Source organism: Streptomyces sp. NPDC058985, from assembly GCF_042740985.1.
Classification (GTDB): domain Bacteria; phylum Actinomycetota; class Actinomycetes; order Streptomycetales; family Streptomycetaceae; genus Streptomyces.
Map to the genome: position 1 here is coordinate 59,518 of NZ_JBHYJX010000006.1, position 22,630 is coordinate 82,147.

Sequence of the window (22,630 nt, forward strand, 5' to 3'; positions counted from 1 at the left end):
TGTTGAATGTTCAACCAATTCAACGGTGACGACTGTAGACCTATTCCATTGAACATTCAACGGATGTGCGCGGCGTGGCGTGGCGGATTCACCCGGACGGCCGCGAGGGACGTAGCGCCCCGGGCGGCGGGGAAGGGTCATGAGCATGACCTCCACGTGGCCGCACGTCCCCCGGACCGGCGCCGGACCGACCCGACGCTCCCTCCTCCTGACGGCCGCCGCGGCCGCCGCCCTGCCCCCCACCCTCGGCGCAACGCCCGCCGCGGCCGACGCGGACCCCTACGACACCCTCCGCCGACGCTGGCTCGACATCGCCCTCGGCACCGGCTACGACCCGGCCGCCGAGCCGTACGCGACCCGCCTCGCGGAGACCGGCGAACGCGCCCGCGACCACCGCGCCACCATGGCGCCGACGCCCACCTCGCTGTGGCCCGGCCACCCCTTCGACCCGCCCGCCGGCATCACGTTCGCCTACGGCCGCCTGTGGACGATGACCGAGGCGTACGTGCAGCAGGGCACCGGCTCCACCGGCGACCCCGCGCTCCTCGCCGACATCCTGCGCGGCCTCGACCACCTGTCGGCCACCGTCTACCACCCCGGCACCACCCGCTACGGCAACTGGTGGGAGTGGCAGATCGGCAGCCCGCGCCTCCTGACGGACATCACGGCCGCCCTCTACGACCACCTGGGCGCCGACCGGGTCGCCGCCGCCTGCGCGGCCGTGGACCACTTCATCCCCGACGCGATGCTCCGCGACTACTCCGGCACCTCCACCGGCGCCAACCGCGTCGACCTCTGCCGCTCCGTCGCCCTGCGCGGCATCCTGGGCCGCGCGCCCGACAGGATCGCCCTGGCCCGCGACGCCCTCTCGCCGGTCTTCCCCCACGTCACCGAGGGCGACGGCCTCTACGCCGACGGCTCGTTCGTGCAGCACACCTGGGTCGCCTACTCGGGTACGTACGGCCAGGTCATGCTGGACGGCCTCGGCCGGCTGTTCACCCTGCTCGCCGGCTCGCGGTGGGAGGTGACCGACCCCGGCAAGCAGATCGTCCTCGACAGCGTCGAGCACGCCTACGCCCCCCTCATCCACGACGGACTGGTGATGGACGCCGTCAACGGCCGTGCCATCAGCCGGGGTTACCTGGCCGGCGACGACCTGCACGTGATGCGCAGCGACCACTTCCACGGCCAGCAGATCATCGCCGCCATGGCCGTCCTCGCGGGCGGCGCGAGCGGGACCGAGCGCGACCGCTGGCACGCGCGGATCAAGGGCTGGATCGAACGGGACACCGTCACGCCCGTCCTCACGGCCCCCCAGTTCCCCGTCGCCGACCTGGCCCGGCTGCACGCGATCGCCGCCGCCCCCGTCGAGGCCGCGCCCGAGCCCACCGGGCACCGGCTCTTCGCCGCCATGGACCGCGCCGTCCACCGCCGCCCCGCCTTCACCGCGGGCCTCGCGATGGCGAGCGACCGCATCGCGTACTACGAGTGCGGCAACGGCGAGAACCCGCGCGGCTGGCACACCGGCGCGGGCATGCTCGCCTGGTGGGCGGGCGGGACCCGGTCCGACCAGTACACGGACTGGTTCTGGCCCACCGTCGACTGGTACCGGCTGCCCGGCACCACCGTCTCCACCAAGCGCCTGGCCGACCGGGCGGGCGGCGAGTGGGGCGCCCCCAAGCCCGGCGTGCGCTGGGTCGGGGGGACCACCGACGGCGAGTACGCGGCCGTGGGCCAGCACCTCAAGGGGCTCGGCTCGACCCTGGAGGCCCGCAAGTCCTGGTTCTTCCTCGACGACGAGGTGGTCTGCCTCGGCGCCGGCATCACCTGTACGGACGGGGTCCCGGTCGAGACGGTCGTCGACAACCGGAACCTCGGCGAGGGCGGCACCCAGGCCCTCGTGCGGGGCCGGGACTGGGCCCATCTGGAGGACCACGGCGGCTGGATCGTGCCCGGGGGCGGCCTGCGGACCCTGCGCGAGGACCGCACCGGCGCCTGGTCCGACATCAACACCACCAGCACCACCGAGCGCCGCACCCGCCGCTGGCAGACCCTCTGGCTGGACCACGGCACCGACCCCACCGACGCCGACTACGTCTACGTCCTCATGCCCGGCGCCTCCCGGAGTGCCGTCGCCCGCCGCGCCGCCGACCGCCGCGGGGTGCGGGTCCTCGCCAACGACGACCGGCAGCAGGCGGTCGCCGTCCCCTCGCTCGGCCTCACCGCGGCGAACTTCTGGCGGGCCGGCACGGTGGGCCCGCTCACCGCGACGGCAGGGGCGAGTGTGCTGGTCCGCCGCAGGGGCCGTACCGCTACCCTCTGCGTGAGCGAACCGCCGCGCTCCGGGGAGCCCCTGGAGATCGTCTGGGACCACCCGGTACGGGCCGCGGTGCGGTCCGACGAGACGGTCGAGATCCTGTCCACCGGCCGCCGTCTGCGCCTCCGCGTCACTCCAGGGGTGGTATGTACCACCCATGAATGTGAGGTGGCTCTCAGCTGACGGGTTTGTACGACCCCTACAAGGGAGAGGCCCTCTGAGCAGTCGAAACGGCTGCATGGTGCAGGGGTTCTGTTCGGTGCTACCAGGAAAACACGCCGGAGACTGTACGGAGTCGACGGCTCGCATTCGCCGGTCGGCTTCGTAGAGTCGCTACATGACCGTTTTGGATGAGGCGCCGGGTGAGCCGACGGACGCGCGTGGGCGAGTGGCCGAACTGCACGAGATCCGTGCGCAGGCGCTGGCCGGACCGAGCGAGAAGGCTACGGCGGCGCAGCACGCCAAGGGCAAGCTGACGGCCCGTGAGCGCATCGAGCTGCTCCTGGACCCCGACTCCTTCCGCGAGGTCGAGCAGCTGCGCCGGCACCGGGCGACGGGTTTCGGGCTGGAGGAGAAGAAGCCGTACACCGACGGTGTCGTCACCGGCTGGGGCACGGTGGAGGGCCGCACGGTCTTCGTCTACGCCCACGACTTCCGCATCTTCGGCGGCGCGCTGGGCGAGGCCCACGCCACGAAGATCCACAAGATCATGGACATGGCCATCGCGGCCGGTGCCCCGCTGGTCTCCCTCAACGACGGCGCCGGCGCCCGCATCCAGGAGGGCGTGTCCGCGCTCGCCGGGTACGGGGGCATCTTCCAGCGCAACACCAAGGCGTCCGGCGTCATCCCGCAGATCAGCGTGATGCTCGGCCCGTGCGCGGGCGGCGCGGCCTACAGCCCCGCCCTGACCGACTTCGTGTTCATGGTCCGCGACACCTCGCAGATGTTCATCACCGGCCCGGACGTGGTCAAGGCCGTCACCGGCGAGGAGATCACGCAGAACGGCCTGGGCGGCGCGGACGTGCACGCCGAGACCAGCGGCGTGGCCCACTTCGCCTACGACGACGAGGAGACGTGCCTGGGCGAGGTCCGCTACCTCCTCTCCCTCCTCCCGCAGAACAACCGCGAGAACCCGCCGCGCCACGACTCCTCGGACCCGGTGGACCGCCGCTCGGACGTGCTGCTCGACCTGGTCCCGGCGGACGGCAACCGTCCGTACGACATGACCAAGGTCATCGAGGAGATCGTCGACGACGGCGAGTACCTGGAGGTCCACGAGCGCTGGGCCCGCAACATCATCTGCGCGCTGGCCCGCCTCGACGGCCAGGTCGTGGGCATCGTCGCCAACCAGCCGCAGGCGCTGGCCGGCGTCCTGGACATCGAGGCCTCCGAGAAGGCGGCCCGCTTCGTCCAGATGTGCGACGCCTTCAACATCCCGATCGTCACCCTTCTGGACGTACCCGGCTTCCTGCCCGGCGTCGACCAGGAGCACGGCGGCATCATCCGCCACGGCGCCAAGCTGCTCTACGCGTACTGCAACGCGACCGTGCCCCGGATCTCGCTCATCCTGCGCAAGGCGTACGGAGGTGCTTACATCGTCATGGACTCGCAGTCCATCGGCGCCGACCTCACCTTCGCCTGGCCGACCAACGAGATCGCCGTCATGGGCGCGGAGGGTGCCGCCGGCGTCATCTTCCGCCGTCAGATCGCCGGTGCCGAGGACCCCGAGGCCATGCGGGCCCGCATGGTCAAGGAGTACAAGGCCGAGCTGATGCACCCCTACTACGCGGCCGAGCGCGGTCTGGTCGACGACGTCATCGACCCCGCCGAGACCCGCGAGGTGCTCGTCCGGTCCCTGGCGATGCTCCACAGCAAGCACGCCGACCTGCCCTCCCGCAAGCACGGCAACCCGCCGCAGTGATCCGAGGAGCCACCCCCATGTCCACTCCCGACATCCGCGTCGAGAAGGGCCACGCCGAGCCCGAGGAGGTCGCCGCCATCACGGCCCTCCTCCTCGCCCGCGCCGCGGCCCGCCCCGCCGAGATCCCCCCGACCCACGGCGGCGGCCGCGTCCGCGCGGGCTGGCGCCGCCTGGAGCGCGAGCCGGGCTTCCGCGCCCCGCACAGCTGGCGCTGACCCGAGACACACGTAGAGGCCCCCTCCACTCAGGAGGGGGCCTCTACGCATGTCTCGGCGGGCTCTCATGATGCAGGCCGGGGAAGTGCCCCCCAGGGGCGCGGGGAACTGCGCGACCAGCCACGAACTACTCGCAACCGGCAACGAAACCGCCCCCGGCAGCCCAGTGGCCGCAGGGGGCGTGTCGCAACCCGGCGCAGCGGGGTGCCTCCCCCAGTGCCTGAACGGCCTGGGAGGTACCCCCAGCGCCCACCCGTGCCGCCCCAGGCGGCACGCATGCCCGCAGGCTCGGCGTGGTTCAGCGAAGGCGCGCCATCAGCGCGTGCTCCACGAGGGTGATGAGCGCGGACTTCGCGTCGGCGCGATGCCGCGCGTCCGTCGTGATGATCGGCGTGTCGGGCCCGATCTGCAACGCCTCCCGGACCTCGTCCGGGTTGTACGGCTGCTGCCCGTCGAACCCGTTCAGCGCGATGACGAACGGCAGCCCCGAGTTCTCGAAGTAGTCGACGGCGGGGAAGCAGTCGGCGAGCCGCCTCGTGTCGACCAGCACGATCGCACCGATGGCACCGCGCACCAGGTCGTCCCACATGAACCAGAACCGGTCCTGGCCAGGCGTACCGAAGAGGTACAGGATCAGGTCCTGGTCGAGCGTGATACGGCCGAAGTCCATGGCGACCGTCGTGGTCGTCTTGTCCCCCGTGTGGGTGAGGTCGTCGATGCCCGCCGAAGCGGATGTCATGACGGCCTCGGTGCGCAGCGGGTTGATCTCCGAGACGGCGCCGACGAACGTGGTCTTGCCCACGCCGAAGCCGCCCGCCACCACGATCTTCGCGGAAGTGGTGGAGCGGGAAGGACCGCCGCTAGAGCTTGCGAAGTCCACTGAGCACCCTTTCGAGCAGTGTCACGTCTGGCTGGCCGCCGGCGTTCTCGTCGCCGCCGGGCTGATGGATGGCGACCAGTCCCGCCTCCGCCAAGTCGGCGACGAGGATCCTGGCCACGCCGAGAGGGATCGTCAGGAGGGCCGAGATCTCGGCCACCGACTTGATCTCCCGGCAGAGGTTGCAGATCCGCTGATGCTCGGGCAGCTGGCCCTGCATCTGGTGCGGCTGCGCGGTGGTGTGCACCAGTGCCTCGATGGCGAGCTGGTAGCGCGGCCTGGTGCGGCCGCCCGTCATGGCGTACGGGCGCACCAGGGGGTTGTTCGACGCCCCCGCGGGCGCCGGCTCAGGGGTGCGGCGCTGCGGCTGCACGGGCTGGATGCGCGGAGCGTGCGGCTGGTCGTACGGCGAAGGGCCGGGGCCCTGCGGCGCGTACGGCTGCCGGTGGCTCGGCACGGAGGGGTAGCCGTATCCGTTCGCCGAGCCGTCGCTCGGGCCCTGACCAGGGCCGTACGACCAGTTGCCCGAAGACGGACCGCCTGGGGGTGTTGCCACTTTTTCCTCCTCCGACTGTGCCTGGCATCCATCGCTGTGGAGCCGCGTCCCGAAACTTTACGGCCACGGGACGCCAAAACGCACCGTCTGTCCTTTAGTTGAGAAGGCTGCCTTGGAGCTCAGCCCGCAGATCGGGCGTCAGAACCGTGCCCGCACGGTCCACCAGAAGGGCCATCTCGTACCCAATGAGGCCGATGTCCGCCTCGGGGTGTGCGAGAACGGCGAGGGACGAGCCGTCGGAGATGGACATGATGAACAGGAATCCCCGCTCCATCTCCACAACCGTCTGGTTCACGCTGCCGCCCTCGAAGATGCGCGAGGCACCGGCGGTCAGCGAGGTCAGACCGGAGGCGACGGCCGCGAGCTGGTCGGCACGGTCGCGCGGGAACCCCTCGGACATCGCCAGAAGGAGTCCGTCGGCGGAGACCACCACCGTGTGGGACACCCCCGGGGTGTTGTCCACGAAGTTGGTGATCAACCAGTTGAGGTTCTGCGCCGCCTGGCTCATCGGGCTCACACTAACGCTCCTGGTTGTAGGTGCTGTCAGGACCACGGTGTTCATTCCCTGTGTCCTGGCCGTTCGTTTCACTGCCTGCGTTGCGGCCTCGCTCGACACCGCGCCGCAGGTTGCTCAGCCTGCCCCGGACGTCCTCCGGGGCGCGGGAGACCTGGGGGCCTCCCTGTGGAGTGGTTTCGGCGGCGCCCTCGACCAGGTTGGCCTTGGGTACCCGCCGCGGCAGGCCCGATGAGGTCACCCCGCCCGCCTTGGGCTTGCGCAGCGAGGAAGCCTGCTGCCAGCGGTCGTCGTTGGCCGACCGCCAGTTGTCCCGGCCGTTCGCCCCGTCGGCGGCGGCCGGCGTCTCGTGGCCCACGTGCCCCGCATCGCCCGCGCCGCTCGCGGTGGATCCGCGGCGGGGAAGACCGGCGTTGGTCATCTCGTGGGCGGCGGAGGAGGCCGGGCCCGGACGGTCGAAGCCTACGCGGTCCGGCTGGTCCACGTCAGCGGCCTGCACGGATTGTGCTTCGGGAGCACCCGTGGAGTACTGCTCGGGGTAGCCACCCCGGTAGTCGTCCTGCTGCGGCCAGTCGTCCTGGGCGCGCCGCTGCTCGAACGGCGCGAACGCGTCCGGGGCGCCGGCCTGCTGCTGCCCGCCGTGGCCCTGCTCGGCGTACGACGACGGGTCGCCGTAGCCGCCTCCCTGCGGATAGCCCTCGCCCTGCTGCAGTCCGCCGTTCGGCGCGTAGTACCGCTCGTCGTACGACGTCTGCCGAGGCTCCTGGTACTGCTGCTGGTCGGCGTAGGCCTGCTGCTGGTCGTAGGCGCCGTTGTGCTGGTCCGCGTAAGCCTCGCGGCCGTCGTCATAACCCGGCTGCTGGGGCTGCTGACCGGTGAACTGGTCCTGGAACCCGGGCGCACCGCCGTTCGCGGCGCCGTCGGGGCCCGCCGGGCCGGGCAGCTCGGGGTGCGACTGGGCCTCCAGGGCCGCCCTGCGCTCCTCGCGCATCAGCGAGCGGCCGACGGGGTCCAGCTCCCGTATGTCGTCGGGGACCTCGGAGTACCGGCTGTCGTCGAAGCCCAGTTCTGCGGCGGTGCGCATGGGCTGACCGGCCTGGGAGAAGTTCTCGCCCTGGAAGTTCTGCTCCGGGATGATCTGCGAGACGGTGAACTCGGTGCGCTGCTGGTCGCCGCCGCCACCGTGGGTGATGGCGTCCGGGAGCATGACCAGCGAGGTGGTGCCGGCCTGCTCGCCGGAGGGGCGCAGCTGGACCCGGATGCCGTGCCGGTCGGACAGCCGCCCGACCACGAACAGGCCCATGCGCTGCGAGATCGCGGCGTCCACGGTCGGCGGGTTGGCCAGCTTGTGGTTGATGTCCGCGAAGTCCTCGGCGGTCAGGCCGATGCCCTTGTCGTGGATCTCCACCATCACGCGGCCGTCGGGCAGCCGGGTCGCGGTGACGCGGACCTTGGTCTGCGGGGAGGAGAACGTGGTCGCGTTCTCGAGCAGCTCGGCGAGCAGGTGCACGAGGTCGGTCACGGCGCGGCCGTGGATCTCGGCCTCCGGCACGCCGGACAGTTCGATGCGCTCGTACTGCTCCACCTCGGAGGAGGCGGCGCGCAACACGTCGACCAGCGGGACCGGCTGGTCCCAGCGGCGGCCGGGCTCCTCGCCGGCGAGGACCAGGAGGTTCTCGCCGTTGCGGCGCATACGGGTGGCGAGGTGGTCCAGCCGGAAGAGGTTCTCCAGCTGGTCGGGGTCGGCCTCGTTGTTCTCCAGGTCGGTGATCAGGCTCAGCTGGCCCTCGATCAGCGACTGGTTGCGGCGCGACAGGTTGGTGAAGATCGCGTTGATGTTGCCCCGCAGCAGGGCCTGCTCGGAGGCGAGCCGGACCGCCTCGCGGTGCACCTGGTCGAAGGCGCGGGCGACTTCGCCGATCTCGTCGGTCGAGGTGATCGGGATCGGCTGGACCCGGGTGTCGACCCGGCCGGGGTCGGTGCGGGAGAGCTGGTCGACCAGCATCGGCAGGCGCTGCTCGGCGATGCCGAAGGCGGCGTTGCGCAGCTGGCGCATGGAGCGGCTCATCTGGCGCGCCACCATGCCGGCCAGGATGAAGGCGGCGAGCAGCGCGATCACGACCGCGGCACCCGTGATGTAGGCGTCGCGCTCGGCGTCGTCGGCGATCGTGGACGCCTCGGAGACCGCCTTGTCGGCCAGATCCGACTCGATCTTCTGGTACGCGTCGAACTTGAGGGTGTTGACCGCCCACCAGTTTTCCGGCGTGATGCCCTGCTGGGCCAGCTCCGCCCGCGCACCGGTGTCCGTGGAGTCCAGCCGGGCCAGCTCCGAGATCATCGTGGTCGGGTTGGAGGGCGGCGGCACGTAGTCCGGGTCCTTGGCCCTGGCCTCCTTGGCCATGGCCGCGCCGTCCGTCTTGACCTTCGCCTCGGCGTCCTCGAGCTTCTGCGCGTCCGCCTCGGTACCGCCGCCGATGTACTCCTCGATCGCGATGCGCTCCAGGTAGGCGTACGAGGAGAGGGCGACCCGCTGGCTGGCGAGGTGGCTGGGGTCAGGACCGGGCTTGACCAGCATGTGCATGCCGATGGAGCGCTCCAGGGAGAGCGCCGCCTTGGTCAGGGAGATCGCGTAGACGGTACGGCCGTAGGAGGTGATGTTGCCGGTGCCCAGACCGAGTTCGTTGGCGAACTCCATCAGGGGGTGGGCCACACCGGTGTAGCCCTCCTCGGTCTCCACGCCCTTGAGCTTGGTGGTGTACGCGGCCGCCCGCAGCGTCTGGAGCTTGGGCTCCTGCTCGCGGAAGACCTTCAGCCGGCGCTCCAGACCCGCCTTGGCGGGCATGCCGGCCGCGGCCTCGTCGAAGGTGTCGGCGGCGTCGTCGGTCGCCTGGCGGGCCTTGGCGACGGTCGCGTCCTTCTCGCCCTTGCCCTGCAGCAGCGGGGCGGCCGTGATGTCGCGTTCGTTGTAGAGGGCGTTGGCATACCCGAGGGAGGCCTGCACCAGACGCGCGGTGCTCTCGGCGTCCTCGGCGTCGCCCCAGGTGTCGATGGAGCTCTTCACCTGGAAGCCGCCCATGACCAGGCCGACCAGCACGGGTATGAGCAGGATCGCGTTCAGCCGGGTGGTCACCCGCCAGTTGCGCGGCGAGAAACGGCCACCGGCGGGGGCGGGCTCGTCCTGGGGTTCCGCAGCAGACGCGGGGGCGGGCGCCGCTGTGCGCGGCGGCGGGGTGAAGTTGCCCCGGGCCGATGGCTCGGGACTGTTCTTGCTTCGCCTCACTCGACCAACAACCTCTCGGCGGTCGGCACCTACGTCGTGCCGCTGTGTCTCAGAGCCCGGTCCGTCGACGAGTACGTGCTACTGCTGAGTACGTCTCGTGCGTGATTGACCCTTGGGCAGTTCTGGCATTCCAGCACGGCGACCAGCGCTCTTCCAAACAGTGGAACGCGGGGGTTACACGTGATGTAAGCCCCGCGTAAAACGGTCATAAAGAGCGAGGCCCGTCAAAAGACGGGGCGTTCGTGCGCGCAGCGAGAGCAGTTGACCGCGTCGCGTGTCGGTACCACCCGATTCCTCTGCCGAAACGTTATGAACAGCCGGGCCGACCGTGTCAAAGGACACAGCCGGCTCCGTCTCGTCTACGGCAAGTGCCGTAGGACCCTGCCGACTTGGCTGCGATCACCCGCAGGCCCGGCCGGCCCTACCGCAGGCGTGCCATCAGCGCGTGTTCCACCAGCGTGATCAGGGCCGACTTGGCATCGGCGCGGTGCCGGGCGTCCGTCGTGATGATCGGGGTGTCCGGACCGATCTGGAGCGCCTCACGCACCTCGTCCGGGGAGTACGGCTGCTGGCCGTCGAAGCCGTTGAGCGCGACGACGAACGGCAGGCCGCTGTTCTCGAAGTAGTCGACGGCCGGGAAGCAGTCGGCCAGCCGGCGGGTGTCGCAGAGCACGACCGCGCCGATGGCGCCGCGCACCAGGTCGTCCCACATGAACCAGAACCGGTCCTGGCCAGGCGTACCGAAGAGGTACAGGATCAGGTCCTGGTCGAGCGTGATGCGGCCGAAGTCCATCGCGACCGTGGTGGTCGTCTTGTCACCGGCGTGCGTGAGGTCGTCGATACCGGCGCTGGCAGAGGTCATCACGGCCTCGGTGCGCAGCGGGTTGATCTCGGAGACGGCGCCCACGAACGTGGTCTTGCCGACGCCGAAGCCGCCGGCGACCACGATCTTCGCGGAGGTGGTCGCCCGGCCTCCGTCAGAGCTTTCGAAGTCCACTGAGCACCCTTTCGAGCAGTGTCACGTCCGGTGCACCGCCGTTGTTCTCGTCCCCGCCGGGCTGGTGGATGGCGACCAGTCCCGCCTCCGCCAGGTCGGCGACGAGGATCCTGGCCACGCCGAGCGGCATCGCCAGCAGGGCCGACACCTCGGCCACCGATTTCACCTCGCGGCACAGATGGCAGATCCGCTGGTGCTCCGGGAGCAGCCCCATGAGCGCTGCCGGGTCGGCCGTCGTGCTGATCAGCGCCTCGATGGCGAGCTGGTAGCGCGGCCTGGTCCGGCCACCGGTCATCGCGTAAGGGCGTACCAGCGGCTGGTCGCCCTCGTCCTCGTACGGCTCCGCGTACGGATCATGAGAGGCGGTGGGCGGGGTCATGAATCCTCCGGGCGGGACAGCAAGTCGGTCAGTCAAGCCGTCTGATGTGGCCGGTGGGGGGATTGTGGCGGCCGGACGGTGATTTGGTAACACGGGTGGTGCCGGGGCGGATCAGTGGAGCAAACTTCCTTGTAGTTCAGCGCGCAGATCGGGTGTGAGGACCGCACCCGCGCGGTCGACCAGGAGTGCCATCTCGTAGCCGACGAGGCCGATGTCGCACTCCGGGTGGGCGAGGACGGCCAGCGACGAGCCGTCGGAGACGGACATGAGGAAGAGGAACCCGCGTTCCATCTCCACGACCGTCTGGGCCACGTCGCCGCCCTCGAAGATCCGGGACGCCCCGGCCGTCAGCGAGGTCAGCCCCGAGGCGACCGCCGCGAGCTGGTCGGCGCGGTCGCGAGGGAATCCTTCCGACATCGCCAGAAGGAGTCCGTCGGCGGACACGACGACGGTGTGGGACACCCCTGGGGTGTTGTCCACGAAATTCGTGATCAACCAGTTGAGGTTCTGTGCCGCCTGGCTCATCGGGCTCAACTAACGCTCCTGCTGGTGAGTGGGCCGCGGGTAGCTGCCGGTCTGGTTGGTACCGGCCTGACGGCCCTGTGCGATTCCCCGACGGAGATTGGTCAGCCGGCCGCGCACGTCGTCCGGCGCGCGCGAGATCTGCGGACCGTTCTGGTGCGACTGCTGCTGAGCCGTCCCCGGGACGAGGTTGGCCCGGGGGACCCGGCGCGGGAGGCCGGAGGTGGTGACCCCGCCCGCCGCCGGCTGTCGTACGCGTTCCGCCTGCCGGACGAGGTCGTCGTTGGGCGAACTGCGCCAGGCGGAGGTGGCGGGCCGCTGCGGGGCCGCCGGGGTCTGGGGCTGGGCGGCCTGCGGCTCCGGGGCGGCGGGCTGGGCCTGGTGCTGCGCCCTCGCCTCGCGGTCGCCGTGGAACCAGTTGGTCTCCAGCGTGTCGTACAGCGGCGTGCGCCCGTCACCGGGGCCGGAGGCCGGGGGCAGGGCCCAGCCGTCCTGGGGCCGCTGCTGCGTGGGGGTCCCGTTGGTGTTGCCGCCCGCGGGATCCTGGTGGACGGGACGCTGCGGGGCCGGCGGGCGCGGTGCGCCGAAGTCGTTGCCGCCCTGCGCGCCGTTGACCTGCGGGCGCTCGAACGGGCCGGGGGCGGCCTGGTTCGCGCGGCTCGGCAGGCCGTGCTGCCCGGTGGAACCGTTGTCGTACCCCTGGGGGCCCTGGGCGCCGGCGAACCGGTCGGCCTGGGCGGGCCCGTTCGGGCCGGTCTGACGGGGCTGCCCGCCGAAGACGTCCGAGCGGACGAAGGCGCCGTTGCCCTGCTGCGGGCCGGTCTGCTCGGGCCGCGCGAACTGGTCGTCGCGCGGGGTGTCCGAGGAGCCGCCCTGACCGTACTGGTCCCGGCCGTACTGGTTCTGCGGGTACGCGCCCTGGTCGTACTGGTTCTGGTTCTGGTCCGGCCGCGTGAACTGGCCCGTGTTCTGCGGGGCGTCCTGGCGAGGGGCCGGGGCGTCGAAGTCGGGGCGGGCGAACTCGGCCGTGGCGGCGGGGGACTGGGGCTGGCCGAGGCGCGGCACGGCCGGCATCTCCGTCGTGGAGCCCGGGCCCTGCCGGTCGTCGAAGTCCGGCGTGCGGCGGGCGCGGGAGCCCTCCGGCTCCTCGTGGCCGCGCGGGGCGTCCACCGAGGGGCGCTCCACGGGCGGCTGCGCGTTCTCGTCGCTCCAGCTGGGCGTGCGGGGCTGCGGGTTGCCGCCGGGCAGCTCGGCCCGCGGACCACCGCGCGGCGGCAGCTGCGGACGACGGCCCTGTCCGGCGTCGCCGTTGTTCCCGCGCTTGCCGCGCTGCGGGGGCGCGGCGGGACCGCGGCCACCGCCGAAGACGTCCTGGCCCTGCGGGGCGTTGCCCTGCGGCGCGTTCATGCCCGCGGCCTGCAGACCCTGCGGGGCACCGGGCGCCTGACCGGCACCGGCTCCCGCGCCGGCCGGGGCCGGGCGGTTCTGCTGGCCGGGACCGGCCGGGGACTGGGGACCGCGCGGACCGCCGGGCGCGCCCGGGCGGCCGTCCGTGTCCCGTCCGGGGAGCGCGGCCAGCGGACCCTGGGCGGCACCGAGCCGGCCGCCCGGAGCACCGCCACCGCCACCACCGAGCGCGCCACCGCCGCCGAAGGCACCTCCGGCGAGGGCGCCGCCGCCCTGGCCGCCACGGCGGGCCGCGGCGACACCAGCGGCGGCCTGCGCGGCCGCCGGGCCGCCGTTGCCGGAGGCGGACTGCCCCGGCTTCGGCTGCGGCTTGCGACCGCCCTGGGCGACGTCCACGGGCAGCATGACCAGCGCGGTCGTGCCACCGGAGTCGGACGGCCGCAGCTGGATGCGGATGCCGTGGCGCTGCGAGAGGCGGCCGACCACGAACAGACCCATGCGGCGGGAGACGGAGACGTCCACGGTGGGCGGCGAGGCGAGCCGCTCGTTGATCGCGGCGAGGTCCTCGGGGGAGAGGCCGATGCCGGTGTCGTGGATCTCGATCAGCACCCGCCCGTCGGGCAGCGCGTGACCGGTGACCTTGACCTTGGTCTGCGGCGAGGAGAACGAGGTCGCGTTCTCCAGCAGCTCGGCGAGCAGGTGGACGAGGTCGTTGACCACGCGGCCGGCGACCTCGGTGGTCGGCACGGAGGCCAGTTCGATGCGCTCGTACTGCTCCACCTCGGAGGCGGCGGCACGGAGCACGTCGACCAGCGGGACCGGGCGGGTCCAGCGTCGGCCGGGCTCCTCACCGGCGAGGACGAGGAGGTTCTCACCGTTACGGCGCATGCGCGTCGCGAGGTGGTCGAGCTTGAACAGCGAGGACAGCTGGTCGGGGTCGGCCTCGCGGGACTCCAGTTCGGAGATGAGCGAGAGCTGACGCTGGATGAGGCCCTGTGAGCGGCGCGAGAGGTTGGTGAACATCGCGTTGACGTTGCCCCGCAGCAGGGCCTGCTCGGCGGCGAGGCGGACCGCCTCGCGGTGCACGTCGTCGAAGGCCGCGGCCACTCGGCCGATCTCGTCCCGGGAGTGCACACCGACCGACTCCACCGAGGTGTCGACGTCCTGCGGGTCGGTCTCGGAGAGCTGCTTGACCAGCTCGGGCAGGCGGTCCTGGGCGACCTTGGTCGCGGTGTCCTCCAGGCGGCGCAGCGAGCGGATCATGGACCGCGCCACGACGAAGGCGCCGACCAGCGAGACGCCGAGCACGAGCAGGATCAGCACACCGGAGATGATGGCCTCGCGCTCGGACTCGTTGCGCAGCTCGCGGGCCTGCTGCTCCATGTCCTCCAGCAGCTTCAGCTCGATGTTCTTCATCTGCTGGATCTTGGTGGAGCTGTCGTCCAGCCAGTCCTGGTACGACCGGGGCTTGAGTTCGCCCAGGCCGTTGACGCCGCTGAGGGCGCGGCCGGCGTACTGGTCGGACGCCTCGATGACCGGGTTGCCCTCGGAGATCGGCTTGAGGAGTTCCTCGGCGCCGTCGCCGTAGATGCTGCTGAAGCTGCGGATCTCGGACGTCTGGCTCTGCAGCGCCGACTGGGCGTAGAGCCGGTCGTTCTCGGAGAGCTTGCCCTTGCTGGTGTTGTTCGCGGGGAGCGCCGCCGCCAGGACCGCGCGCTGGATGGACGCGTACTCCTTGGCCGAGGAGAAGGCCGACAGGGCGCGCGTGCGCTGAATCATGTCGGGGTTGCTGGTTGCCTCCGCCATGTCCTGCGAGAGGTCGAGCAGGTGGTTGATCAGGCGGTGGTAGGCCTCGACGGTCTGGGTCGAGTTCTGCTTGGCCTGGTACGCCGTGCTGCGGATCTTGTTCAGGTCGTTCAGGTCGCTGGCGAGGCCGACGAGGCTGTCGCGGACACCGACGAGGTTGCCGTCCTTGCTGGCGGCGTCGATCTCCTCGGAGTTGTCGAGGAAGTTCTTGAGGGCCCGGTCGGTCTGCTCGCGGTCGCCCTTGACGGCGATGGCGCTGGACGCCGAGCCGTGCGCCAGGGGGCCGGCGGACTGGTCGCGCTCCTCCTGGAGCGCGGCGGCCAGTTCGGTGGCCTGCTTGGTCATCTCGGTCAGCAGCTTCATGTTGTCGAGCTGCTGGATGTCGTCCATCGACTGGCTGATGCGCATCGCGCCCAGCGAGGTGGCCGCGACCACCGGGAGCGCGAGCAGCGACACCAGACGGGTGGAGATCCGCCAGTTGCGCAGGGCTATTCGCGGGCCGGGGCCGCTCGGCGCGCCCTTGGCCGGCTTGGCGGACGGCTGCTGGCCGGGGGCGGCCGAACCGGCCGTCTGACCGGCGCGCTCTCCACTGTCGCCGGACGGGGTCTGGCCCTGGTTCTGGGCGTGCTGGGGCGAGGAGCCGACGGCCTTGGGGCCGGTCCCGCCGTGCGGCTCCGGCTCCGCCGAAGCGCTGCCATCCCTCTTGAAACGTCCCTGCACTAGCGTCGCAACCTCTGGACCAGGCGCCCCTCCGCGTGAACGGCGGGACACGGTGTCGGCGTCATGGGGGCGCCCTGAATACGCCCCCGTGGTGGTCGTGAGTAACCGGCGCTGGTTCCCCCTTCTCGCCGCCGCCCGGCGCTGCTGTGCGCCCCCTGCGCGCCGGCTCGATCCTGCGGCGGTCCGTGGAATTCCAGCACAGTGCAGGATCTCCAACAAGGCCCGTGGGGTACGCCGTGAGATACGTGACAGCACGTGAGGGCCGAGTCACCAGACGTAGAAGATGATCACCCGCAAAAGGGACGTATGCCCGCGAGTTGTCGAGGCCTGGTGAGTGTCCCAGTCGCCATGATCAGCAGCGGAATGCGGGCTTCAGCGGTGCAATGTCCCATTGGTCCCGGTGTCGCTGGAGTCGCAATTGACCGGTTTGACCGTTGATAAGTGAGCAAACTCACACGCGGATCGCGGGCCCTCCCTGAGTTGCCGGGGCATTGCATGTTTAGCCTGACGCTTTACAGAGAAGGCAAAACCGACAACCCGCGCCCTCGCAGGGGTCATCGCAGCCCCTCGGGCGCCCGGACACGACAGGGCCTCCCACGACCGTGAAGACGACGATGATGTTCCACCAGATCGCCAACCCGCGGCGCACGACGCTGGCGCACCTCGACGACGCCGACGACCTGCGCACGCAGGAGCAGCCGGAGCACGCCGTCGAGCTCCCCGCCCAGACCGCCAACCCCCGGCGCACCGTCCTCATGGAGGTACCGGTCGGGGCCGCCGTCGCAGAGTAGTACGTCACCCCGGCGCCGCCCGTTCAGGCGGCCCCGAGAGCACCAAGCGCCCGTCCGGCGGATCATGCCGGGCGGGCGCGCCGCGTTAGCCTGGGGCGTCAGACTCCAGCCAGCTCAGTCAAGGGGCCAAGCAACCCGTGCGCATCGCCAGGTTCTCCATCGACGGGAACGTCGCCTTCGGCGCGGTCGAGGGCGACCAGCCGGACCAGCTCGTCCTCGACATCATCAAGGGCATCCCGTTCGGGGACTACGAGCTCTCCGGCACCAAGGTGCCCCTGAGCAAGGTGCGGCTGCTGCCGCCGGTGCTCCCGAACAAGGTCGTCGCCTTCGGCCGCAACTACGCCGAACACGCCCGCGAACTCGGCAACGAGGTGCCCGACGCCCCGTTCGCCTTCTTCAAGCCGTCCACCTCGGTGATCGGCCCCGGCGACGCCATCCAGTACCCCTCCTTCTCCGAGGAACTGCACCACGAGGCCGAACTCGCCGTCGTCATCGGCCGCATGTGCCGCGAGGTCCCGCGCGACCGCGTGCAGGACGTGATCTTCGGCTACACCTGCGCCAACGACGTCACCGCTCGCGACGTGCAGCGCCGCGAGAAGCAGTGGGCCCGGGCGAAGGGCTTCGACTCCGCCTGCCCGCTGGGGCCCTGGGTGGAGACGGACATCAGCCTCGCCGCCGCGGCCGACCTGACCATCCAGCTCACGGTCAACGGCGCCCAGCGGCAGCTCGGCCGCACCAGCGAGATGATCCACTCCATCGAGGACCTGATCGTCAACATCTCCGAGGCCATGACGCTGCTCCCCGGCGACGTGATCCTCACGGGGACCCCGGCCGGCGTCGGCCCCCTCAACGTCGGCGACGAGGTCGCCGTCACCATCGAAGGCATCGGCACTCTCACCAACAAGGTTGTCAAGCGTGGCTAGCGCACCCGGCTCACCCGTACGCGTACGTTTCTGTCCGTCCCCCACCGGCAACCCCCACGTGGGTCTGGTGCGCACCGCCCTGTTCAACTGGGCGTTCGCCCGGCACCACCAGGGCACGCTGGTCTTCCGCATCGAGGACACCGACGCGGCCCGCGACTCCGAGGAGTCGTACACCCAGCTGCTCGACGCGATGCGCTGGCTGGGCTTCGACTGGGACGAGGGCCCCGAGGTCGGCGGCCCGCACGCGCCGTACCGCCAGTCGCAGCGCATGGACATCTACCAGGACGTCGCCGAGAAGCTGCTCGCCGCCGGCCACGCCTACCGCTGCTACTGCTCCCAGGAGGAGCTGGACAGCCGCCGCGAGGCCGCCCGCGCGGCCGGCCGGCCCTCCGGGTATGACGGACACTGCCGCGACCTGAGCGACGCCGAGGTCGAGGGATACCAGGCCGAGGGCCGCGCGCCCATCGTCCGCTTCCGGATGCCCGACGAGGCGATCACCTTCACGGACCTGGTCCGCGGCGAGATCACCTACCTCCCCGAGAACGTCCCGGACTACGGCATCGTCCGCGCCAACGGCGCCCCCCTCTACACGCTGGTCAACCCGGTCGACGACGCCCTGATGGAGATCACCCACGTCCTGCGCGGCGAGGACCTGCTCTCCTCCACCCCGCGCCAGATCGCCCTGTACAAGGCGCTGACCGAGCTGGGCATCGCCAAAGAGATCCCGGCCTTCGGCCACCTCCCGTACGTCATGGGCGAGGGCAACAAGAAGCTCTCCAAGCGCGACCCCCAGTCGAGCCTGAACCTCTACCGCGAGCGCGGCTTCCTCCCCGAGGGCCTGCTCAACTACCTCTCCCTGCTCGGCTGGTCGCTCTCCGCCGACCAGGACATCTTCACGATCGACGAGATGGTGGCGGCCTTCGACGTCTCCGACGTGCAGCCCAACCCGGCGCGCTTCGACCTCAAGAAGTGCGAGGCGATCAACGGCGACCACATCCGGCTGCTGCCGGTGAAGGACTTCACCGAGCGCTGCCGCCCGTGGCTGAAGGCCCCGGTCGCCCCCTGGGCGCCCGAGGACTTCGACGAGGCCAAGTGGCAGGCCGTCGCGCCGCACGCGCAGACCCGCCTCAAGGTCCTCTCCGAGATCACGGACAACGTCGACTTCCTGTTCCTGCCGGAGCCGGTCCTCGACGAGGCGAGCTGGACGAAGGCGATGAAGGAGGGCTCGGACGCCCTGCTCGCCACCGCCCGCGAGAAGCTGGACGCGGCCGACTGGACGTCCCCCGAGTCCCTCAAGGAGGCCGTCCTGGCCGCCGGCGAGGCGCACGGCCTCAAGCTCGGCAAGGCCCAGGCCCCGGTCCGCGTCGCCGTCACCGGCCGCACCGTCGGCCTGCCCCTCTTCGAGTCCCTGGAGGTCCTGGGCAAGGAGAAGGCACTGGCCAGGATCGACGCCGCGCTGGCCCGGCTCGCGGCCTGACGCCCGTACGCGCCGAAGGGGCGGCATCCGGACCACCGGGCGCCGCCCCTTCGCCGTTCCCCGGATCGGGCGGACGCGGCCCGTCCCGCGGCGTTACGGTCGGATCATGAGCATCCGAGCCGTGGTCTGGGACGTCGACGACACCCTCTTCGACTACACCACCGCCGACCGCGAGGGCATGCGGGCCCACCTGGTGGCCGAAGGGCTCCTCGCCGGGTACGGGTCGGCCGAGGAGGCCCTCGTGCGCTGGCGGCAGATCACCGACCGGCAGTGGGCGCGCTTCTCGGCCGGTGAGGTGGACTTCGTCACACAGCGGCGCGACCGCATCCGCGAGTTCCTGGGCCGGCCGGAGCTGACCGAGGCCGAGGCCGACGCGTGGTTCCAGCGCTACGTCACGCACTACGAGGCCGCCTGGTCCCTCTTCCCGGACGTGCTGCCCGTCCTCGACGCCCTCGCCGGCAGCCACCGGCACGCGGTGCTCTCCAACTCCAGCCTCACCGTCCAGGACCGCAAGCTGCGCGTCCTCGGTGTGCACGACCGCTTCGAGACCATCCTGTGCGCCGCCGAGCTGGGCGTCTCCAAGCCCGAGCCCGCCGCCTTCCTCGCGGCCTGCGACGCCCTGGCTCTCCGCCCGTCCGAGGTCGCCTACGTCGGCGACCACCCGGAGATCGACGGACGGGGCGCGGCCGACGCCGGGCTGCTCTCCGTGTGGATCGACCGGGGCGGCGTCTACGCGACGGTGGACCCGCCGGAGGGGCCGCGCCGTATCGCCTCCCTCTCCGAACTCCCCGCGCTGCTCGGCGCCGATACCCGTTTTGGAGCCCCGTCCACCTTCGGGTAATGTTCTTCCTGCGCCGCCGAGGAGCGGGCCGAAAGGGCCGGGAACCGGAAGCGCGACGCTAGAGCCAAACCCCACCAGGGGCTTGCGTTCCAGTGGCCTATGGTGTAATTGGCAGCACGAGTGATTCTGGTTCACTTAGTCTTGGTTCGAGTCCAGGTAGGCCAGCTCGCAGAGCTATATCTGCAATGCCCCCGTTGTGTAGCGGCCTAGCACGCCGCCCTCTCAAGGCGGTAGCGCCGGTTCGAATCCGGTCGGGGGTACGGTGATCTCTCAGGAGATGATCGCTAGGGCCCCCGTTGTGTAGCGGCCTAGCACGCCGCCCTCTCAAGGCGGTAGCGCCGGTTCGAATCCGGTCGGGGGTACGAACTGGTCTAAACCACATTGGTCTATGGTGTAATTGGCAGCACGACTGATTCTGGTTCAGTTAGTCTAGGTTCGAGTCCTGGTAGACCAGCTCGGATCTGCGGCGATGGAGAATGAAACGCCCGCAAGATCCACGCCCCCGTTGTGTAGCGGCCTAGCACGCCGCCCTCTCAAGGCGGTAGCGCCGGTTCGAATCCGGTCGGGGGTACAAGATCACAAGGCCCTCCGCTTCGGCGGGGGGCCTTTTCGCGTTCCCAAGTCCCCGTACGTCCACGCCGGTTCGGCGTCCGGGGCGCGGACGTGGTCCTGAGCAGGGGAAGGCCCGCCGCGGCGTTGAGGCGGGCCCTTCCCTGGCCACGCAGGGGAAGATGCCGGTCAGCCCGTGCGGCGCAGCGCCTCCGAGAGGCGGCCGGCGGCGTCGATGATCGCCTGGGCGTGCATCCGGCCCGGGTGGCGCGTCAGGCGCTCGATGGGGCCGGAGACGGACACGGCTGCCACCACGCGGTTGGAGGGACCGCGCACCGGCGCCGACACGGACGCCACGCCCGGCTCCCGCTCGCCGATGGACTGGGCCCAGCCGCGCCGCCGCACGCCGGACAGCGCCGTCGCCGTGAAGCGGGCGCCCTGGAGGCCGCGGTGCAGGCGCTCGGGCTCCTCCCAGGCCATCAGGATCTGCGCCGAGGAGCCGGCCTTCATGGTGAGCGTGGAGCCGACCGGGACCGTGTCCCTCAGGCCCGACAGACGCTCGGCCGCGGCCACGCAGATGCGCATGTCGCCCTGGCGGCGGTAGAGCTGAGCGCTCTCGCCCGTGACGTCGCGGAGATGGGTGAGCACCGGGCCCGCGGTGGCCAGCAGCCGGTCCTCACCGGCCGCCGCGGCCAGCTCGGCCAGGCGCGGGCCGAGAATGAAACGGCCCTGCATGTCGCGCGCCACCATGCGGTGGTGTTCCAGTGCCACGGCCAGGCGGTGGGCCGTGGGTCGTGCCAGTCCGGTCGCAGCGACCAATCCCGCGAGGGTGGCCGGGCCGGACTCCAGAGCGCTCAGGACGACGGCCGCCTTGTCCAGAACGCCGACGCCGCTACTGTTGTCCATGAAACGATACTCCCGTCTCACTCTGTGAAACGCAAGTTCAATTTTCCATGGAACGCGCCACCCTGGATGGCACGAAGTCACAACGGCCCGTGACGTAAGGGCCTGGTGGCGGTTGCCCGGAAACACAGGGGTGCGGGCGCCGCTTCCCCAAAGATCTCTAGTTGGGCCGACGCTTCGTCGCCGGCCGGAGGGAAAGCGATGGGTAGGACACTCGCGGAGAAGGTCTGGGACGACCACGTCGTCCGGCGCGCCGAGGGCGAGCCCGACCTCCTCTTCATCGATCTGCACCTGCTGCACGAGGTGACCAGCCCGCAGGCCTTCGACGGCCTCCGCAAGAGCGGCCGCCCGGTGCGGCGGCTCGACCTGACCATCGCCACCGAGGACCACAACACCCCGACACTCGACATCGACAAGCCCATCGCGGACCCGGTCTCCCGGGCCCAGCTGGAGACGCTCCGCAAGAACTGCGCGGAGTTCGGCGTCCGCCTGCACCCGCTGGGCGACGTCGAGCAGGGCGTCGTACACGTGGTCGGCCCGCAGCTGGGCCTGACCCAGCCCGGCACCACCGTGGTCTGCGGCGACTCGCACACCTCGACGCACGGCGCCTTCGGCGCGCTGGCCTTCGGCATCGGCACCTCCCAGGTCGAGCACGTGCTGGCCACCCAGACGCTGCCGCTGGCCCGTCCGAAGACCATGGCCATCACGGTCAACGGCGAACTGCCCGACGGCGTCACCGCCAAGGACCTGATCCTCGCGATCATCGCGAAGATCGGCACCGGCGGCGGCCAGGGCTACGTCCTGGAGTACCGGGGCGAGGCCATCGAGAAGCTCTCGATGGAGGCCCGCATGACCATCTGCAACATGTCGATCGAGGCCGGCGCCCGCGCGGGCATGATCGCCCCCGACGCCACCACCTTCGACTACCTCCAGGGCCGCCCGCACGCCCCCGAGGGCGCGGACTGGGACGCGGCGGTCGAGTACTGGAAGACGCTGCGCACCGACGACGACGCCGAGTTCGACGCCGAGGTCGTCATCGAGGCCGCGGAGCTGTCGCCGTTCGTCACCTGGGGCACCAACCCGGGGCAGGGCGCGCCGCTTTCCGCCGCCGTCCCCGACCCGGCTTCGTACGAAGACGCTTCGGAGCGCTTCGCCGCCGAAAAGGCCCTGGAGTACATGGGGTTGGAGGCCGGTCAGCCGCTGCGCTCCATCAACGTGGACACCGTCTTCGTAGGTTCCTGCACCAACGGCCGCATCGAGGACCTGCGCGCGGCCGCCGAGATCGTCAAGGACCGCAAAGTCGCCGACGGCGTACGGATGCTGGTCGTCCCGGGCTCGGCGCGGGTGGGCCTCCAGGCCGTCTCCGAGGGCCTGGACGTGGTCTTCAAGGAGGCCGGCGCCGAATGGCGGCACGCGGGCTGCTCGATGTGCCTGGGCATGAACCCGGACCAGCTGGCCCCGGGCGAGCGCTCCGCGTCCACGTCCAACCGCAACTTCGAGGGGCGGCAGGGCAAGGGCGGCCGTACCCACCTGGTGTCGCCGCAGGTCGCGGCCGCGACGGCGGTCCTGGGCCACCTGGCCTCCCCGGCCGACCTGTCCGCCGCCGACGTTCCCACGCCCGCTGGAGTCTGAGAG

The 22,630-nt window shown here is 71.1% G+C and carries 17 protein-coding genes and 5 tRNA genes; 13 read left to right on the forward strand and 9 right to left on the reverse strand.

The features are described 5' to 3' along the window. Positions 1–145: 145 nt before the first annotated feature. The 3 genes from ACFW01_RS07150 (at position 146) to ACFW01_RS07160 (ending at position 4,453) form a co-directional block, all read left to right on the forward strand. Positions 146–2,500, forward strand: coding sequence for a polysaccharide lyase 8 family protein (locus ACFW01_RS07150; RefSeq protein WP_384502640.1), 2,355 nt, complete (start codon positions 146–148; stop codon positions 2,498–2,500). A gap of 154 nt (positions 2,501–2,654) precedes the next feature. After that, entirely contained in the window at positions 2,655–4,238 is a 1,584-nt protein-coding gene (locus ACFW01_RS07155; RefSeq protein WP_234960222.1) for an acyl-CoA carboxylase subunit beta, read from the forward strand. Between the two features lie 17 nt (positions 4,239–4,255). Continuing rightward, the gene (locus ACFW01_RS07160; RefSeq protein WP_064729996.1) at positions 4,256–4,453 is read left to right on the forward strand and encodes an acyl-CoA carboxylase epsilon subunit; all 198 of its coding nucleotides are present in this window, start codon (positions 4,256–4,258) and stop codon (positions 4,451–4,453) included. Between the two features lie 298 nt (positions 4,454–4,751). Here ACFW01_RS07160 and ACFW01_RS07165 read toward each other — a convergent pair whose 3' ends face one another. From ACFW01_RS07165 to ACFW01_RS07200, 8 genes are all read right to left on the reverse strand, one after another. Next, entirely contained in the window at positions 4,752–5,333 is a 582-nt protein-coding gene (locus ACFW01_RS07165) for an ATP/GTP-binding protein (protein WP_009314218.1), read from the reverse strand. Further along, complete coding sequence (locus ACFW01_RS07170; protein ID WP_125491978.1) at positions 5,314–5,886, reverse strand: DUF742 domain-containing protein; 573 nt, start codon at positions 5,884–5,886, stop codon at positions 5,314–5,316. Before ACFW01_RS07170 ends, ACFW01_RS07165 begins: the two co-directional genes overlap by 20 nt. Before the next feature lie 94 nt (positions 5,887–5,980). Further along, positions 5,981–6,394 (reverse strand): roadblock/LC7 domain-containing protein, encoded by a 414-nt coding sequence (locus ACFW01_RS07175; RefSeq protein WP_004983065.1) that lies wholly within the window; start codon positions 6,392–6,394, stop codon positions 5,981–5,983. A gap of 10 nt (positions 6,395–6,404) precedes the next feature. Beyond that, positions 6,405–9,680, reverse strand: coding sequence for a nitrate- and nitrite sensing domain-containing protein (locus tag ACFW01_RS07180; protein WP_384502594.1), 3,276 nt, complete (start codon positions 9,678–9,680; stop codon positions 6,405–6,407). A gap of 421 nt (positions 9,681–10,101) precedes the next feature. Further along, positions 10,102–10,677, reverse strand: a complete 576-nt coding sequence (locus ACFW01_RS07185) for an ATP/GTP-binding protein (RefSeq protein WP_003973455.1) — start codon at positions 10,675–10,677, stop codon at positions 10,102–10,104. Then, a complete protein-coding gene (locus tag ACFW01_RS07190; protein WP_003973454.1) occupies positions 10,658–11,056 on the reverse strand; it encodes a DUF742 domain-containing protein in 399 nt (132 codons plus the stop codon). The genes ACFW01_RS07185 and ACFW01_RS07190 overlap by 20 nt, the downstream gene beginning before the upstream one ends. 111 nt (positions 11,057–11,167) lie before the next feature. Next, on the reverse strand, positions 11,168–11,581 hold the full coding sequence (locus ACFW01_RS07195) for a roadblock/LC7 domain-containing protein (RefSeq protein WP_005479910.1): 414 nt from the start codon (positions 11,579–11,581) through the stop codon (positions 11,168–11,170). A gap of 9 nt (positions 11,582–11,590) precedes the next feature. After that, complete coding sequence (locus ACFW01_RS07200) at positions 11,591–15,511, reverse strand: nitrate- and nitrite sensing domain-containing protein (RefSeq protein WP_384502595.1); 3,921 nt, start codon at positions 15,509–15,511, stop codon at positions 11,591–11,593. A gap of 602 nt (positions 15,512–16,113) precedes the next feature. Here ACFW01_RS07200 and ACFW01_RS07205 point away from each other — a divergent pair. From ACFW01_RS07205 to ACFW01_RS07245, 9 genes are all read left to right on the forward strand, one after another. Further along, the gene (locus tag ACFW01_RS07205; RefSeq protein WP_064730001.1) at positions 16,114–16,302 is read left to right on the forward strand and encodes a hypothetical protein; all 189 of its coding nucleotides are present in this window, start codon (positions 16,114–16,116) and stop codon (positions 16,300–16,302) included. A 137-nt stretch (positions 16,303–16,439) separates the two neighbouring features. Then, positions 16,440–17,225 (forward strand): fumarylacetoacetate hydrolase family protein, encoded by a 786-nt coding sequence (locus tag ACFW01_RS07210; protein ID WP_234960219.1) that lies wholly within the window; start codon positions 16,440–16,442, stop codon positions 17,223–17,225. Beyond that, entirely contained in the window at positions 17,218–18,702 is a 1,485-nt protein-coding gene (gene gltX / locus ACFW01_RS07215) for a glutamate--tRNA ligase (protein ID WP_234960218.1), read from the forward strand. The genes ACFW01_RS07210 and gltX overlap by 8 nt, the downstream gene beginning before the upstream one ends. 106 nt (positions 18,703–18,808) lie before the next feature. Next, positions 18,809–19,543, forward strand: a complete 735-nt coding sequence (locus tag ACFW01_RS07220) for an HAD family hydrolase (RefSeq protein ID WP_234960217.1) — start codon at positions 18,809–18,811, stop codon at positions 19,541–19,543. 93 nt (positions 19,544–19,636) lie between these two features. Beyond that, positions 19,637–19,708, forward strand: a tRNA-Gln gene (locus tag ACFW01_RS07225). Between the two features lie 22 nt (positions 19,709–19,730). Then, positions 19,731–19,803: transfer RNA gene (locus tag ACFW01_RS07230), tRNA-Glu, on the forward strand. Positions 19,804–19,832: 29 nt separating this feature from the next. Beyond that, a tRNA-Glu gene (locus ACFW01_RS07235) sits at positions 19,833–19,905 on the forward strand. A 20-nt stretch (positions 19,906–19,925) separates the two neighbouring features. Continuing rightward, positions 19,926–19,997, forward strand: a tRNA-Gln gene (locus tag ACFW01_RS07240). 44 nt (positions 19,998–20,041) lie between these two features. Beyond that, positions 20,042–20,114: transfer RNA gene (locus ACFW01_RS07245), tRNA-Glu, on the forward strand. Between the two features lie 167 nt (positions 20,115–20,281). Here ACFW01_RS07245 and ndgR read toward each other — a convergent pair. Continuing rightward, positions 20,282–20,998 carry an IclR family transcriptional regulator NdgR gene (gene ndgR / locus ACFW01_RS07250; RefSeq protein WP_234960216.1) on the reverse strand — a complete coding sequence of 239 codons (717 nt, stop codon included), beginning with the start codon at positions 20,996–20,998 and terminating at the stop codon, positions 20,282–20,284. A gap of 198 nt (positions 20,999–21,196) precedes the next feature. Between ndgR and leuC the strand changes: the two genes are divergently transcribed. Next, positions 21,197–22,627 (forward strand): 3-isopropylmalate dehydratase large subunit, encoded by a 1,431-nt coding sequence (gene leuC, locus ACFW01_RS07255; RefSeq protein ID WP_234960215.1) that lies wholly within the window; start codon positions 21,197–21,199, stop codon positions 22,625–22,627. Positions 22,628–22,630: the final 3 nt, after the last annotated feature.